Genomic DNA, 15,206 nt, shown 5'->3' on the forward strand with positions numbered 1-15,206 from the left:
CCGCTCCCAGGGAACTGGCAGCCGGGCCACAGGGCTCCTGATCCTTCCGCCTCCACTCTGTCGAAGCCGCCATTGCGGCATGCAACCTTTCGACACCGCGGAGCGACGAATGTTCTTCACCTACCTGCGGCGCGAGCTGCGCCAGCGCCGCCGGCAGTCCCTGCTCGTCGCGCTCGGGCTCGGCCTGGCGATCGCGCTGGTCATCACCGTCACCTCGGTGACCGCAGGCGTGGGCGACGCGCAGGACGAGGTCCTGGAGTCCGTCTACGGCGTCGGCACCGACATCACGGTGAGCACGCAGCCCCAGCGTCCTGACGCCGCCGCCGAGGGCGGTGGGGCGGCGGGCGGTCCGCCCACCTTCCAGTTCGACCAGGAGGGCACGGAGGCCGCCGGCGGCGGCCGCTCGTTCGACCAGGACCAGCTGCGGACCTCCGGCGCCACGATGGACGCCGCCGCGGTCGAGAGCGTGGCCAGCATCGACGGGGTGAGCGCCGTCGCGGGGACGCTGAGCATGACCAGCACCAGCTTCACGGGGGAGATCCCCGACTTCGGCAGCGGGCAGATGCCCGCCCCCGGCAGCGCGGACGACGGCTCGGCGACCGGCCCGGGCAGCGGTGGTTCCTTCAGCGTCACGAGCATCGACATCGAGGGCGTCGACCTCACCGCCGAGGCCGTCGGCCCGCTGAGCTCCACGACGCTGGACGAGGGCCGCGCGCTCACCGAGTCCGACGTCGGTATCCAGGTCGCCCTCGTGGACGCCACCTACGCGGCGGAGAACGACGTCGCCGTCGACGGGACGGTCGCTCTCGGGGGGACCGACTTCACCGTGGTGGGCATCGTCTCCTCCGCCTCGGCGTCGGCCACAACGGCGGCCGACGTCTTCGTGCCCCTGGACACCCTGCAGACGCTCGCCGAGCAGAGCGGTCAGGTGTCCACCCTCTACGTGCAGGCCACCTCGGCCGACGTGATCGACGAGGTGCGGACCGCGATCGAGACCGCCCTCCCCGATGCCACCGTCAGCACCGCCGACGACCTGGCCGGCGAGGTGTCCGGCTCGCTGTCCAGCGCCTCGGACCTCGCTCGCACGCTCGGCACCTGGCTGGCCGCCCTGGTCCTGCTCGCGGCCTTCGTGCTCGCGGTCCTCTTCACGCTCTCCGGTGTGAGCCGACGGGTCCGTGAGTTCGGCACGCTCAAGGCGCTGGGCTGGCGCAGCCGCCGCGTCGTCGGTCAGGTGATGGGGGAGTCGCTCGCCCAGGGACTGCTCGGCGGCGCCGTCGGTCTGGCGCTCGGCCTCGGCGCGGTCCTGGTGATCAACCTGGTCGCGCCGGAGCTCTCGGCCACGGTGGCCTCCTCCGGTGCCGGCGCGGGTGGCCGCCCGGGCGGCTTCGGCGGTCCTGGGCGCGAGGCGGCGGACGCCGCGTCGGCGGTCGCGGTGACTCTCTCCGCCCCGGTCACGGTGACCACCGTGCTCCTGGCCGTGGCGATCGCCGTCCTCGGTGGGCTGCTGGCGGGCGCGGTCGGTGGCTGGCGTGCCTCGCGCATGCGCCCGGCGGAGGCGTTGCGCAGTGTCGCCTGAGCCCGCTGCCCCGACCCTGCTCCTTCCCACTCCGCCGGACCCGGAGGTCCCGATGTACGTCCTGAGCCAGACCGCGAAGCGCTACACCACGAAGAACGGCACCGTCGACGCCCTGCGCGACGTCGATCTCGCGATCGGCGCCGGTGAGATGGTCGCCGTCCAGGGGCCGACGGGCGGGGGCAAGTCCACCCTCCTGCAGCTGCTGGGGGCGCTGGACCGGCCGACGTCCGGGTCGATCACCCTCGACGGGCAGGAGCTCTCGGCCCTGGACGAGGGCGGGCTCACCGCGCTGCGCGCACGCACCATCGGGTTCGTCTTCCAGGGCTTCAACCTGGTGCCGACGCTCACCGCGCAGCAGAACGTCGAGACCGGTCTCGTTCCGCTCGGCGTGCCCGCCCAGGAGCGGGCCGAGCGGGCGGCCAGGGCGCTGGCCGACGTCGGGCTGGACGACCGCGCCGGCCACCTGCCCTCGGAGCTCTCCGGCGGCCAGCAGCAGCGGGTCGCGCTCGCCCGGGCGTTGGCGAAGGAGCCGCGGGTGCTGCTCGCGGACGAGCCCACGGGCAACCTCGACGAGCAGACCCGGGACGAGATCATGGAGCTGATCGAGCACCACTGGCGGGAGCGCGGGCTGACCGTGGTGATCGTCACGCACGACTCGACGGTCGCCAAGCGGGCCCAGCGCCGGATCTGGATCAAGAAGGGCGCGGTGAGCGAGCGGACCTGACCCCCGCCGGGGCCGGGGCGGGCCGGGCCGACCCCGAGGGGGGTCAGAGCGGGACGTCGGAGTCGAGCACCAGCCGGCCGTCGTCGCCGACGGCGAAGGTGAGCCGGTGGCGCTCCCGGACACGTTCGCCGTCCGGGTAGCGGAACTCGAAATCGGCGACCGCGGTGGTCCCGCCCTCCTGCACCTCGACGTTCCTCACCCGCACGTCGCGGAAGTCGTCCCAGAAGTCCAGGTAACCCTGGTAGCTGATGCTGTTCCGCAGCGTGGGGCCGGTTCGCGCCCAGGCGGCCGCCGGATCGGTGACGACCAGCCGGTGGTACTCCCGCACGAAGTCGCGGACGTTCCGCTCGGACAGCGGATCGTCCCGGGGCCGGTCCTCGTCGTCGTCCTCGTCGTCCTCGTCCTCGTCGTCCTCGTCGGGGGGTGGGGAGGGCTGCGTCGGCTGCGTCGGCTCGGTCGTGGCCGTCGGCGACGGCTGCTCGCTGGTGGTCGCCGGTGCCGCTGAGGACGTCGCCGCGCCGCTCGCCGAGCCGGCCGGGTCCTCGTCGCCCGCCGTGGCGAGCCAGACCCCGAGGCCACCGAGCAGCACCGCGGCGAGGAGGCCGGCGGCCAGCCACGCCCCCCGCCGGCGGCGCCGGGGCGGTGCAGCCGTGGCGCCCGGTCGGTCGGTGGACGGGGGTGGGGCGGGTGTGCGTGCGGCCGCGGGGACGGGTGTGGGTGTGTGCGCAGCGGCGTCCGCGGCCGCCGCGCCGAACGCCGCCGTGCCGAACGCCCCCGCCGGGAAGACCGCCGTCCCGGCCGGGCCGGAGGACGGGCGCAGATCGGTCGGTGCGCGCAGCACCGTCGTCGGGTCGCCGTCGCGCCCGCCGGCCAGCGCGGCCAGCTCGTCGCGCACCTCGGTCATGGTCGGGCGGTCGGCCGGATGGGCGGCGAGCATCCGCTGCAGCGGCGCGGTCAGCGCACCGGCGCGGCGCGGGGGGAGGACCTGGCCGCCGGCGACCCGGTGCAGCATGGCGAGCGCGTTCTCCTCCATGCCGAACGGCGGCACGCCCTCCAGGCAGGTGTAGAGCGTGGCGCCGAGGGAGAAGACGTCGCTGGCCTCGGTCATCTCCCTGCCCTGGGCCACCTCGGGCGCCAGGAAGGCGGGCGTCCCGGTGATCTGCCCCGTTCGGGTGAGCATGACGTCGTCGCGGGCGTGCGAGATGCCGAAATCGGTGATCTTCACCAGCCCGGCGACGCGGTCCCCCCGGCCGATGAGCACGTTGGCGGGCTTCACGTCCCGGTGCACGATGCCGGCCGCGTGGGTGGCGGCCAGGGCGTCGGCGACCTGGGCGCCGATCTGCGCCACCTGGTCCTCGCGCAGCACCCCCTCTTCGCTGAGGACCGCGGCCAGGCTGCGCGAGGGCAGGTACTCCATCACCAGCCACGGCACGCCGTCCTCGAGGACGACGTCGTAGACGGAGATGGCGTGCGGATGGGTCAACCGTGCGGCGATCCGCCCCTCGCGCAGAGCCCGCTGGCGCTGGTCGTCGATCTGCCGCTCGCCGGCGCCCAGGGGGAAGACCACCTGCTTGACCGCGACCTGCCGGCCCAGCAGTTCGTCGCGGGCCAGCCACACGGTGCCCATCGCGCCGCCGCCGATCTGCGCCTCCAGGCGGTAGCGCCCGGCGACGAGGCGGCCGGGCGCGGTGCCGGGTGGGGTCATCGGTGGCGGGGCGCGCCCGGTCAGACCGTGGAGGGCACGCCGTACCGGCGTGCGTACTCCTCCTGCGCGCCCACGGGCAGGACGTCGTACAGCTCGCCCAGCTCCGTGTGCACGTCGGCGTCGAGGTCGTCGAAGATGCGCTGCCAGGTGGGCGGCTCGTCGTAGCTGCGGGTGAGCAGCAGCTCCCACGCCTGTGCCTGGCGGTCGCGCTTGCTCCGCTCGGCGGCGAACTCCGACAGGTAGCGGTCCTTCGCCGCCGTCTTCTCCGCCGCGGTGGCGCCGGCCGGCAGCGCCGCGGCGTCGCCGCCCTTGAGCACACCGACGATCGTCTCGACGACGTCCGGCCGGATCTCGTCGTGCTCGCCCATGTCCCGCGCCCTCCTCCTGTGCAGCCCGCAGGTGCGGGCCCTTCCCCGCCGACCACCCGGTCAACCGCTCTCCGGTGAGGATGCCGCACGCCGCCCCCAGGGGCCTCCCCGCGGTGTCCCGGCGAGCCGCCCGACGGCGCCCGGTACCATCGACGCCGTACCTGGAGGATTCGCCTAGTGGCCTATGGCGCTCGCTTGGAAAGCGGGTTGGGGGCAACCCCTCGGGAGTTCGAATCTCCCATCCTCCGCAGCAGGAACAGGCCCCGGTGTCCGCACCGGGGCCTGTCGCGTTCGGGGCGCGCGGCGGTGGCCGGCGACCGGTCCTCTACAGTGGTGGACGACCCCTCGCGTGGCGTCATCCTGTGAACCTCCCCAGGGCCGGAAGGCAGCAAGGATAAGCAGGCTCTGGCGGGTGCGCGGGGGGTCCTTCGCTATGCCGCCGGGGCCCCCCGGACCGCACCGCGGCCAGGTGCCCGCCCCCTGGTGCGCGCAGCCGCTGCCCATGTCCCGGTCGGGAGCCCTCCGCGTCCCGCGACCGGTCCACGGCCGTGGCCACCGGCGTGCGCCGCCGTGTCGGGGCCGGCACGTAACCTCGCCCCGTGGCTCTGGCGCTCTACCGCAAGTACCGCCCGGCGACCTTCGCCGAGGTGGTCGGGCAGGAGCACGTCACCGCGCCCCTGGTGAACGCGGTCGACGGCGGCCGGATCAACCACGCGTACCTGTTCAGCGGCCCGCGCGGGTGCGGCAAGACGTCGTCGGCGCGGATCCTGGCCCGCTCGCTCAACTGCGAGCAGGGGCCGACGTCCACGCCGTGCGGCGTGTGCGCCTCGTGCGTGGCGCTGGCGCCCGACGGGCCGGGCTCGCTGGACGTCATCGAGATCGACGCGGCCAGCCACGGTGGCGTCGACGACGCCCGCGACCTGCGCGAGCGGGCGTTCTTCGCGCCGGTGAGCAGCCGCTACAAGGTGTACATCGTCGACGAGGCGCACATGGTGACCACGCAGGGCTTCAACGCCCTGCTCAAGGTGGTCGAGGAGCCGCCGGAGTTCCTGGTCTTCGTCTTCGCGACGACGGAGCCGGAGAAGGTGCTGCCGACCATCCGGTCGCGCACCCACCACTACCCGTTCCGGCTGGTGCCGCCGACGACGCTGCGCACCCTGCTGGAGAAGACCTGCCAGGCCGAGGGCGTCACCGTCGAACCCACCGTCTTCCCGCTGGTGGTGCGGGCCGGCGGCGGCTCGGTCCGTGACTCGCTGTCGATCCTCGACCAGCTGCTGGCCGGGGCCGGGCCCGAGGGCGTCACCTACAAGGGCGCGGTCGGGCTGCTCGGCGTCACCGACGACGCGCTGCTCGACGAGACCATCGACGCGCTCGCCGCGCACGACGCCCCGGGGGTCTTCCGGGCCGTCGACCGGGTGGTCGAGGCCGGGCACGACCCCCGCCGCTTCGCCACCGACCTGCTCGACCGGCTGCGCGACCTGATCGTGCTCGACGCCGTGCCCGAGGCCGGGGGCAACGGGCTGCTCGACTGCCCGCCCGACCGGCTGGACCTGATGAACCAGCAGGCCCAGGCGCTGGGCTCGGCGACGCTGTCGCGGATGGCCGACACCGTCCACGAGGGCCTCACCGAGATGCGGGGGACGACGGCGCCGCGGCTGCTGCTGGAACTGGTCTGCGCGCGGATGCTGCTCCCGGCCACCGACGGATCGGCCGCCGCGACGCTGCAGCGCCTGGAGCGGCTCGAGCGCCGGATGTCCATCGCCGGCGAGCACGCCGGGCGGCCGAGGGAGGAGATCGGCTCCCGCGAGGGCGCGCCGGTCGAGGCGGCACCGGCCCCCGAGCCGGACCGGGCCGCCCCGTCCGGCCCGCGACGGGAGTTCGTCCGCAGGTCGCAGGCGCCGGCCGAGCCGGCCGCCCCGGCGCGGCCGGAGGTCCGGGCGGCGCCGCCCGCTGCCGAGCAGCGGCCCGCGCCGGCCGCTCCCGCGCCGGCCGCTCCCGCGCCGGCCGCGCAGCCGACCGCTCCGGCACCGGCTGCGCAGCCGGCCGCTCCGGCAGCGGCCGCCCGGCCGACCCCTGCCGCTCCGGCCGCGGACGGCTGGCCCGAGACCGCGCGACCGGGTGGGGGCGCCCGTCCGGCGGCTGCCGACGACTGGCCGGAGACCGCCCAGCCGGGTAGCCGTCCCCGCACCGCGCCGTCCGCGGCTCCGCCGTCCACGCCCCCGCCGTCCGCACCTCCGGCCGGCGGGGACCCCGCCCGTCGCCCGCGGGTGACGGCGGAGGAACCGGACATCCCGCTGCCGCCGGAGCCCACCGACGACGAGGACTGGCCGCACCCGGCCCAGCCCGGCGCCGTCCGGGCCGCGGCCGCCCGGGTGGAGCAGCCGCGTCCGCCGGCGTCCCCGCCGCGGGCCGCCGCCGAGTCCGCGCCCGCCCCCCGGGGCGGGGAGCCGACGCCGGTCGTGTCGGCCAACCCCGAGGAGCCGGCCGGCGACGGGGAGCTGACCACCACCGACGTCCGCCGGGTGTGGCCGGAGCTGCGCGCCGTGGTGAAGAAGCACAAGCGCACCACCGAGGCGCTGCTGCAGAGCGCCCAGGTGCACCAGCTCGCCAACGGCGTCCTCACGCTCTCGACCGCCTCGCCGGCCCTGGCCCGGCGGCTCGGCGACGACCTGAACAAGGACGTGGTGCGCGACGCGCTCAACGAGCTGCTCGGCGTCCGCTGGCGGGTGGACGTCGTCGTGGAGGGCGCCGGCCCCGCCGCCGGCGGGCCCCCCGTGGCGCCGGCGGCGGCCCGCGAGGCGGCACGGGCGGCGGAGGTGGCCGAGGCGCGGGAGCTCATGGCCGAGCGGGCGGCGGAGAGCTCCGCCGGCGGCGACCGCGAGCCCGAGCCCGTCGTCGACCAGGAGCAGGCGGCCCTGCAGCTCCTCCGCGCCCAGCTGGGCGCCCGACCGGTCGACAGCTGAGGAAGGCCCCCCTGCCCCGCCTCGCAGGCTCGCGACGGGTTCCGGCAGGGGGTCGACCAGCTCCTCGACGCAGGCGGCACGGGCGGCGCGCCGTCCCCTGTCGCACGCGCGGCCTACTCTCATGGCATGTTCCCCGGAGGCCAGCAGCCCGACCTGTCGCAGCTCATGAAGCAGGCGCAGCAGATGCAGCAGCAGCTCGCCGCCGCCCAGCAGGAGCTGGCGGCCACCGAGGTCACCGGCACCGCCGGCGGCGGCCTGGTCTCGGCGACGATGACCGGCGACGGCGACCTCACCGCGGTCACCATCGCGCCGGACGCCGTCGACCCCGACGACCTGGAGACCCTGCAGGACCTCGTCGTCGCGGCCGTCCGCGACGCCAAGCGCGCCGCCGACGAGCTGACCGCCAGCCGCATGGGGCCGCTGGCCGGCGGCCTGGGCGGCGGCATGGGGCTGCCCGGCCTCTGATCGGGCGCGCCCGCCCGATCCACTTCGCAGCAGAGGAGCACCGTGTACGAGGGTGCCGTCCAGGACCTGATCGACGAGCTCGGTCGCCTGCCCGGCGTCGGGCCCAAGAGCGCCCAGCGCATCGCCTTCCACCTGCTGTCGTCCGAGTCGGCCGACGTCAGCCGCCTGGTGGCCGCCCTGACCCGGGTGCAGGAGTCCGTCCGCTTCTGCGTGACCTGCTACAACGTCGCCGAGGCGGACCAGTGCCGCATCTGCCGCGACCCGCGCCGGTCCGACGACGTCCTGTGCGTGGTCGAGGAACCCAAGGACGTCGTCGCGATCGAGCGCACCCGCGAGTTCCGCGGCCGGTACCACGTGCTCGGCGGGGCGATCAGCCCGATCGACGGCGTCGGCCCGGACGACCTGCGGGTCAAGGAGCTCATGACGCGGCTGATGGACGGCGCGGTCACGGAGCTGATCATCGCCACCGACCCGAACCTCGAGGGCGAGGCGACCGCGGCCTACCTGGCGCGGCTGGTCGGCCCGATGGGGCTCGCCGTGTCGCGGCTGGCCAGCGGCCTGCCGGTGGGCGGTGACCTCGAGTACGCCGACGAGGTGACCCTCGGCCGGGCCTTCGAGGGACGCCGCCGCATCGACGCCTGAGGCCGGCGCCCGGGCCGGGCGACGGGCGGGCAGCCGGCGGGGGGCCGGCGGGTGAACGGCGGGAAAAGTCACGAGATGGTGTCGATGGGCGTCCGAGCCGCGCCGCCACCGACCCCGGCGTCCTAGGGTCGGGCTCCGCCTGGTGGACGTCCTGCACGTCCTCGGCTGCCCCGTCCGGAGCTCGTCCGGCCCGAGAGGGCCGAGAAGGCAGGTCTTCCGCGATGTCCCGTCGCTCCACCCGTGCGCTCGCCGCGTCAGCGGCAGCCCTCACGGCAGTCACGTTGTCGGCCTGCGCGTCCAGCGACCGGGAGGGCGGTGGAGGCGAGGGCAGCGGCGAGGAGCAGTCCGGCGGCACGCTCGTCTTCGGGGCCGCCGGCGACCCGGCGATGTTCGACCCCGCCTTCGCCAGCGACGGCGAGACCTTCCGCATCGCCCGCCAGATCCACGAGGGGCTGCTCACCAACGAGCCCGGCACGACCGAGCTCGTGCCGGCGCTCGCCGAGGACTGGGAGGTCAGCGAGGACGGCCTCGAGTACACCTTCAACCTGCGCGAGGACGTCCAGTTCCACGACGGGACGGACTTCAACGCCGAGGCGGTGTGCTTCAACTTCGACCGCTGGCACAACTTCGAGGGCCTGGCCCAGAGCCCGAGCGCCACGTACTACTACCAGGCGGTGTTCGGCGGCTTCGCCGACAGCGACAACCCCGGCATCTACGAGGGCTGCGAGGCGGTCGACGAGAACACCGCCGTCATCTCGTTCAACCAGGTGACCAGCAAGATCCCCGCCGCGCTCTCGCTGCCCGCCTTCTCCATCCAGAGCCCGACGGCCCTGCAGGAGTACGACGCCGACAACCTGTCCGGCAGCGAGGACGCGATCAGCTACACCGAGTACGCCCTCGAGCACCCGACCGGCACCGGCCCCTTCCGGTTCGAGAACTGGGACCGCGGCAACGGTGAGGTCACCATCGTCCGCAACGAGGACTACTGGGGCGAGCCGGCCCTGCTCGACCGGATCATCTTCCGCACCATCCCGGAGGGGAACACCCGCCGGCAGGAGCTGGAGTCCGGCGCGATCGACGGCTACGACTTCGTGGCCCCGGCGGACTACCAGCGCCTCGAGGACGCCGGCTTCCAGGTGCTGGTGCGCGATCCGTTCAACATCCTGTACCTCGGCATCAACCACGGGAACGTCGAGGGCACGCAGGCGAACCCGGCCCTGCAGGACATCCGGGTCCGCCAGGCGCTGGCCCACGCCATCGACCGCCAGACGATCGTGAACTCGCTGCTCCCCGAGGGCGCCGAGGTGGCCACGAACTTCATGCCGCCGACGGTCGACGGCTGGGCCGAGGACGTGCCGACCTACGAGTACGACCCCGAGCGGGCGCGCCAGCTGCTCGAGGAGGCCGGCGCCGTCGGCACGACGCTGCGGTTCTACTACCCGACCGACGTCAGCCGGCCGTACCTGCCGGACCCGGCGGCGATGTTCCAGGTCATCAGCGAGGACCTGCAGGAGGTCGGCTTCCAGGTGCAGCCCACCGCCCTCCAGTGGAACCCGGACTACCTGCAGGCGGTGCAGACCGGCCAGGCCGACGTCCACCTGCTCGGCTGGACCGGTGACTACAACGACGCCTACAACTTCATCGGCACCTTCTTCGCCGAGGACCAGAACAACCAGGCGTCCGCGGAGTTCGGCGCGTTCAGCGCTCCGGAGATCTTCGCCGCGCTGGCCGAGGCCGACTCCGAGCCCGACCCGGCGAACCGGACGGAGCTGTACCAGGAGGCCAACCGGCTGATCAAGGAGTTCCTGCCGGCGGTGCCGATCTCGCACTCGCCCCCGGCGCTCGTCGTCGCCGACGACGTCCAGGGCCTCGAGCCCAGCCCGCTGACGGCCGAGGACTTCTCGACGGTGTCGATCGACGACTGAGGAAGGAACCCCCTCGCCCCCACCGCGCGCAGGCTCGCGGCGGGCCCCCGCACGGGGGCCGCCGCGAGCCTGTCGGGCGGATCCGCTCAGTGAGAGGGTGACGCGAGCTCGTGCTCCGATTCATCGTCCGGCGGCTCCTCCAGCTGATCCCGATCCTGCTGGGCCTGTCGGTGCTGCTCTTCGCCTGGCTGCGCGCCCTCCCCGGGGGGCCGGCCCAGGCCGCGCTGGGGGAGCGCGCCACCCCGGAGGCGATCGCCCGGTACAACGAGCTGTTCGGGCTCGACGAGCCGATCTACGTCCAGTACTTCCGCTTCCTGGGGCGAGCGGTCACCCTCGACTTCGGCAACTCCACGCAGTACGGCCGGCCGGTCACCGAGGTGTTCCTCGAGCGGTTCCCCGGCACGATCGAGCTCACCGTCTTCGCGATGATCTTCGCCATCGGCGTGGGCATCCCGCTGGGCTACCTCGCGGCCCGCCGGTACGGGAGCTTCTTCGACTCCGCCTCCGTCATCGGCTCGCTGATCGGCGTGGCGATCCCGGTCTTCTTCCTCGCCTACCTGCTCCGGCTGCTGTTCGCCGTGGAGCTCGGCTGGCTGCCCGGGTCGGGGCGCCAGGACGTCCGGATGGACGCCACCCGGATCACCAACTTCTACGTCCTGGACGGGCTGATGACCCGGGAGTGGGACGCCGCCTGGGACGCCGTGCTGCACCTGGTCCTGCCGGCCATCGCCCTGGGCACCATCCCCCTGGCGATCATCGTGCGGATCACCCGGGCCTCCGTCCTCGACGTCGTCAACGAGGACTACGTGCGGACGGCGAACGCCAAGGGCCTGGCGACGGCGACCGTGCGCCGCCGGCACGTCGTCCGCAACGCCCTGCTGCCGGTGTCGACGACGATCGGGCTGCAGACCGGCCTGCTCCTGTCGGGCGCAGTGCTGACCGAGACGGTCTTCGCCTTCGGCGGGGTGGGCCTCACCCTCCGGGACGCGATCACCTACCGGGACTTCGCCGTCCTCCAGGGCTTCATCCTCATGCTGGCGGTGGTGTACGTGCTGGTGAACCTGCTGGTCGACATCTCGTACGGCCTGCTCGACCCGCGGGTGCGCGTCCGATGACGCCTGCGGAATCGGACGAGGAGCGCAGCCGATGACGGCTCTCGGTGAGGTCAAGCGCGAGCGCATCGACGCCCTCGCCGCCCGGGCTGGCCGGCTCCCGGAGGGCGACGGCGGCCTGTCGCTCACCCGCAGCGCGTTCCGGCGGCTCCGCCGCGACCCGGTGGCGATCGCCGGCGCGGTCATCGTCCTGGTCTTCCTCGTCGTGGCGGCGTTCGCGCCGTTGCTCGCCCCCAGGGACCCGGTCACCCAGTACCTGCTGTCGGAGATCCGGCCCGGTGAGATCCCCGGCGCGCGCGAGGGCTTCCCCCTCGGTGTGGACAACCTCGGGCGCGACCTGCTCTCCCGGCTGATCTACGGCGCCCGGCAGTCGCTCCTCATCGGCGTGGTCTCCACCGTGCTGGGCCTGGTGGTCGGCATGGCCCTGGGCGTGCTGGCCGGCGCCTTCGGCGGCTGGGTCGACACCGTGGTCATGCGGTTCGTCGACATCATCCTGTCGATCCCCGGCCTGCTCATGGCGATCACCGTCTCGGTGCTGCTGGGCCAGAACCAGTACGCGCTGATGATCGCGATCGCGGTCGTCCAGGTGCCGGTGTTCGCCCGGCTGCTGCGCGGCTCGATGCTCGCCCAGCGCGGCAGCGACTACGCCGTCGCCGCGCAGGCGCTCGGGGTGAAGAAGACGCGGATCGTGTTCGGGCACGTGCTGCCCAACTCGCTGTCGCCGGTGATCGTCCAGGCCACGCTCTCCCTGGCGACGGCGATCATCGAGGCCGCCGCGCTCTCCTACCTGGGCCTCGGCGACCCGGACATCGCCCGGCCCGAGTGGGGCGCGATGCTGGCCAACGCCCAGGACTTCCTGTCCATCCGGCCGGCGCTCGCCGTGTGGCCGGCGCTGTGCATCATCGTCGTCGCGCTCGGGTTCACGCTGCTCGGGGAACGCCTGCGCGAGGCCCTCGACCCGAAGTTCCGGAGGTGAGCAGCCTGCAGGCACCGGTGCTCGAGGTGGAGGACCTCGCCGTCCGGTTCACCCGCCGCGGCGAGGCCCCGACCCTCGCCGTCGACGGCGTCAGCTTCTCCGTCGCCCCCGGCGAGACGATCGGTCTGGTGGGGGAGTCCGGCTGCGGCAAGTCGGTCACCTCGCTGGCGATCATGGGGCTGCTGCCCCGGCGCGGCGTGCAGGTGTCCGGCTCGGTCCGGCTGGACGGGCAGGAGCTGGTCGGCGCCGACGACCGGACGCTGCGCCGGCTGCGCGGGGCCGACATGGCCATGGTGTTCCAGGACCCGTTGTCCTCGCTGAACCCCACCGTGCCCATCGGCACCCAGGTGACCGAGGTGCTGCTGGAGCACCGGGACATGGACCGCGGGCAGGCCGCCGACGAGGCGATCGTGCTGCTGGACAAGGTCGGCATCCCCGACCCGCGGCGCCGGCTGAAGGAGTACCCGCACCAGCTCTCCGGCGGCATGCGCCAGCGCGCGCTGATCGCCATGGCGCTGGCGTGCTCGCCGCGGCTGCTGATCGCCGACGAGCCGACGACGGCGCTCGACGTCACCATCCAGGCGCAGATCCTGGAGCTGCTGCGCGAGCTCGTCGTCGACACCGGGACGGCGCTGGTGATGATCACCCACGACCTCGGCGTCGTCGCCGGGCTCTGCGACCGGGTGCACGTCATGTACGCGGGGAAGATCATCGAGACCGCCGACCGGCACGACCTCTTCGCCCGGCCCCGCCAGCCCTACACCGGCGGGCTGCTGGCCTCGGTGCCGCGGCTGGACTCCGCCCGCGGGGCACCGCTCACGCCGATCCGCGGCTCGGCCGCCGACGCCATCCCGTGGGCGGAGGGGTGTGCCTTCGCGCCGCGCTGCGACAACGCCCGCGACGACTGCCTGACCGAGGTCTCCGGCAGCACCGTGCCGCTGGAGTACGACGGCCCCGGTCGCGAGCTGCGCTGCCGGCACCCGATCGAGTACCCGCCGTCCCCGACCGCCGGGGCGACCGCTTCCGGAGCCGCCCGATGACCGCCGTCCCGACCGCTCCCGGCCAGGACGAGCTGCTGCGCGTCGAGGGCCTCGAGGTGCACTTCCCGATCAAGCAGGGGATCTTCTTCGACCGCACCGTCGGGCACGTGCGGGCCGTCGACGGCGTCGACCTCGTCGTCCCGCGCGGGGCCACCTACGGGCTGGTGGGGGAGTCCGGCTGCGGCAAGTCGACGCTGGGCCGGGCGATCCTGCGGCTGGTCGAGCCCACCGCCGGGCGGGTGCTCTTCGACGGCACCGACGTCGCCGCGCTCAAGGGTGAGCCGCTGCGGCGGATGCGCCAGCGGATGCAGATGGTCTTCCAGGACCCCCTGGGCAGCCTCGACCCGCGGCAGAACGTGGAGTCGCTGCTGTCCGAGCCGCTGCGCGCGCACGGCATCGGCGGCGGCAAGGAGGGGATCGCGCAGCGGATCCGCACGCTGCTCGACGCCGTCGGCCTGCCCTCGGCGGCGCTGCGCCGCTACCCGCACGAGTTCTCCGGCGGCCAGCGGCAGCGGATCGGCATCGCCCGCGCCGTGGCCCTGGAGCCGGACCTGCTGATCGCCGACGAGCCGGTGTCCGCCCTGGACGTGTCGGTGCAGGCACAGGTGCTCAACCTGCTGGAGGAGCTGCAGGAGCGGCTCGGCCTGACCTACCTGGTCATCGCGCACGACCTCGCGGTGGTGCGGCACATCAGCGACGTCGTCGGCGTGATGTACCTGGGCTCCCTGGTGGAGCAGGCGCCGGCCGACGACCTCTACGAGCAGCCGCTGCACCCCTACACGCGTGCGCTGATGAGCGCCGTCCCCGTGCCCGACCCGGAGGTCGAGGAATCCCGGGAGCGGATCCTGCTGGCGGGTGACCTGCCGTCGCCGGCGAACCCGCCCAGCGGCTGCCGGTTCCACACCCGCTGCCCGTGGCGGCAGGAGACGCGGTGCGACGACGAGGTGCCCGCGCTGCGCGAGCTGGCGCCCGGTCGGCTGGTCAGCTGCCACTGGGCGGAGGAGATCCGCGACGGCGTGCTGCGGCCGCGGTCGCCGGAGGAGGCGCTGCACGCAGCCGCGGCCGCCCGTCCGGGGCCGGCCCGTCGCGGCGACGACGACCCCACCCCCTTCCTCGGGCGGGACGAGCCGCTGCCCCGTCAGGAGCAGGGCTGACCCTGCCGCCCCGGGCATAGGAAGCTCTGCGTGCGTTCTCGCACCCGGATACGCACGAAAAGCTTCCTATGCCTCAGTCGGTGACGACGACGTCGTTGCCGCGGCGGACCGCCCGGCGCACGCGTAGCCGGACCACCGACCCCAGCAGCCGCACCAGCTGGGTGTAGACCGGCGTCGGCCCGTGGTAGCCGAGGAAACCGCGCGGCCCCTGCACCATCTCGCCGGTGCGCACGTCGTAGCGGCTGCCGTGCCACGGGCAGACCAGGCACCCGTGGGCGTCGACGCTGCCCTGGGCGAGGTCGGCCAGCTGGTGGCGGCACCGCCGGGAGACGGCGAAGTACTCGTCGTCCCCCCGGTTGCCCACGGCCCAGCCGCCGGCGCGGCGGACCGCTCCGGGCGGCAGATCGGCGGCGGGGACGGAGTCGGGCTCGGGCACGCGGGGCTCCTCGGCACGGCGGGTCGGCGGCGGAGGAGCCGTACCCACGGCGGTCGGGCCGGACCCCTCGGCCGTCGGTAGGGTCGTCCGGGTTCCCCTTCACCCGTCCAGGAGGTCTCC

General features: G+C 74.3%; 13 protein-coding genes, 1 tRNA gene and 1 other RNA gene. 12 read left to right on the forward strand and 3 right to left on the reverse strand.

Annotated features, from left to right (window positions below; all coding sequences use genetic code 11):
- Positions 1 to 79: 79 nt before the first annotated feature.
- Together ACI8AG_RS02245 and ACI8AG_RS02250 are read left to right on the forward strand one after the other, a co-directional pair.
- Entirely contained in the window at positions 80 to 1,576 is a 1,497-nt protein-coding gene (locus ACI8AG_RS02245; protein WP_456595752.1) for an ABC transporter permease, read from the forward strand.
- A 52-nt stretch (positions 1,577 to 1,628) separates the two neighbouring features.
- On the forward strand, positions 1,629 to 2,300 hold the full coding sequence (locus ACI8AG_RS02250) for an ABC transporter ATP-binding protein (RefSeq protein WP_456591083.1): 672 nt from the start codon (positions 1,629 to 1,631) through the stop codon (positions 2,298 to 2,300).
- Positions 2,301 to 2,343: 43 nt separating this feature from the next.
- Here ACI8AG_RS02250 and ACI8AG_RS02255 read toward each other — a convergent pair whose 3' ends face one another.
- Both ACI8AG_RS02255 and ACI8AG_RS02260 read right to left on the reverse strand, forming a co-directional pair.
- Positions 2,344 to 4,005 carry a serine/threonine-protein kinase gene (locus ACI8AG_RS02255; RefSeq protein ID WP_456595753.1) on the reverse strand — a complete coding sequence of 554 codons (1,662 nt, stop codon included), beginning with the start codon at positions 4,003 to 4,005 and terminating at the stop codon, positions 2,344 to 2,346.
- 20 nt (positions 4,006 to 4,025) lie between these two features.
- Positions 4,026 to 4,373 carry a hypothetical protein gene (locus tag ACI8AG_RS02260; protein WP_456591085.1) on the reverse strand — a complete coding sequence of 116 codons (348 nt, stop codon included), beginning with the start codon at positions 4,371 to 4,373 and terminating at the stop codon, positions 4,026 to 4,028.
- Positions 4,374 to 4,536: 163 nt separating this feature from the next.
- Between ACI8AG_RS02260 and ACI8AG_RS02265 the strand changes: the two genes are divergently transcribed.
- The 10 genes from ACI8AG_RS02265 to ACI8AG_RS02310 all read left to right on the forward strand — a co-directional run bounded on the left by ACI8AG_RS02265 (position 4,537) and on the right by ACI8AG_RS02310 (position 14,650).
- A tRNA-Ser gene (locus ACI8AG_RS02265) sits at positions 4,537 to 4,621 on the forward strand.
- A gap of 88 nt (positions 4,622 to 4,709) precedes the next feature.
- Positions 4,710 to 4,805: signal recognition particle sRNA small type (gene ffs, locus ACI8AG_RS02270), an RNA gene on the forward strand.
- Positions 4,806 to 4,972: 167 nt separating this feature from the next.
- Complete coding sequence (locus tag ACI8AG_RS02275) at positions 4,973 to 7,336, forward strand: DNA polymerase III subunit gamma and tau (protein ID WP_456595754.1); 2,364 nt, start codon at positions 4,973 to 4,975, stop codon at positions 7,334 to 7,336.
- Positions 7,337 to 7,462: 126 nt separating this feature from the next.
- On the forward strand, positions 7,463 to 7,801 hold the full coding sequence (locus ACI8AG_RS02280) for a YbaB/EbfC family nucleoid-associated protein (protein ID WP_456591087.1): 339 nt from the start codon (positions 7,463 to 7,465) through the stop codon (positions 7,799 to 7,801).
- A 42-nt stretch (positions 7,802 to 7,843) separates the two neighbouring features.
- Positions 7,844 to 8,443 carry a recombination mediator RecR gene (recR, locus tag ACI8AG_RS02285; RefSeq protein WP_456595755.1) on the forward strand — a complete coding sequence of 200 codons (600 nt, stop codon included), beginning with the start codon at positions 7,844 to 7,846 and terminating at the stop codon, positions 8,441 to 8,443.
- Positions 8,444 to 8,664: 221 nt separating this feature from the next.
- Positions 8,665 to 10,368: an ABC transporter substrate-binding protein gene (locus ACI8AG_RS02290; protein ID WP_456591088.1), complete on the forward strand. Its 1,704-nt coding sequence runs from the start codon at positions 8,665 to 8,667 to the stop codon at positions 10,366 to 10,368.
- A gap of 110 nt (positions 10,369 to 10,478) precedes the next feature.
- Positions 10,479 to 11,483 (forward strand): ABC transporter permease, encoded by a 1,005-nt coding sequence (locus tag ACI8AG_RS02295; protein WP_456595756.1) that lies wholly within the window; start codon positions 10,479 to 10,481, stop codon positions 11,481 to 11,483.
- A gap of 31 nt (positions 11,484 to 11,514) precedes the next feature.
- On the forward strand, positions 11,515 to 12,456 hold the full coding sequence (locus ACI8AG_RS02300) for an ABC transporter permease (protein ID WP_456595757.1): 942 nt from the start codon (positions 11,515 to 11,517) through the stop codon (positions 12,454 to 12,456).
- Entirely contained in the window at positions 12,453 to 13,496 is a 1,044-nt protein-coding gene (locus ACI8AG_RS02305) for an ABC transporter ATP-binding protein (protein WP_456595758.1), read from the forward strand. The genes ACI8AG_RS02300 and ACI8AG_RS02305 overlap by 4 nt, the downstream gene beginning before the upstream one ends.
- Positions 13,493 to 14,650: an ABC transporter ATP-binding protein gene (locus ACI8AG_RS02310; protein WP_456595759.1), complete on the forward strand. Its 1,158-nt coding sequence runs from the start codon at positions 13,493 to 13,495 to the stop codon at positions 14,648 to 14,650. Before ACI8AG_RS02305 ends, ACI8AG_RS02310 begins: the two co-directional genes overlap by 4 nt.
- A 73-nt stretch (positions 14,651 to 14,723) precedes the next feature.
- On the opposite strand, the gene ACI8AG_RS02315 is transcribed toward ACI8AG_RS02310, so the two are convergent.
- The gene (locus ACI8AG_RS02315) at positions 14,724 to 15,086 is read right to left on the reverse strand and encodes a Rieske (2Fe-2S) protein (RefSeq protein ID WP_456595760.1); all 363 of its coding nucleotides are present in this window, start codon (positions 15,084 to 15,086) and stop codon (positions 14,724 to 14,726) included.
- Between the last annotated feature and the right edge of the window lie 120 nt (positions 15,087 to 15,206).

This window comes from Blastococcus sp. SYSU DS0552, from assembly GCF_054050815.1.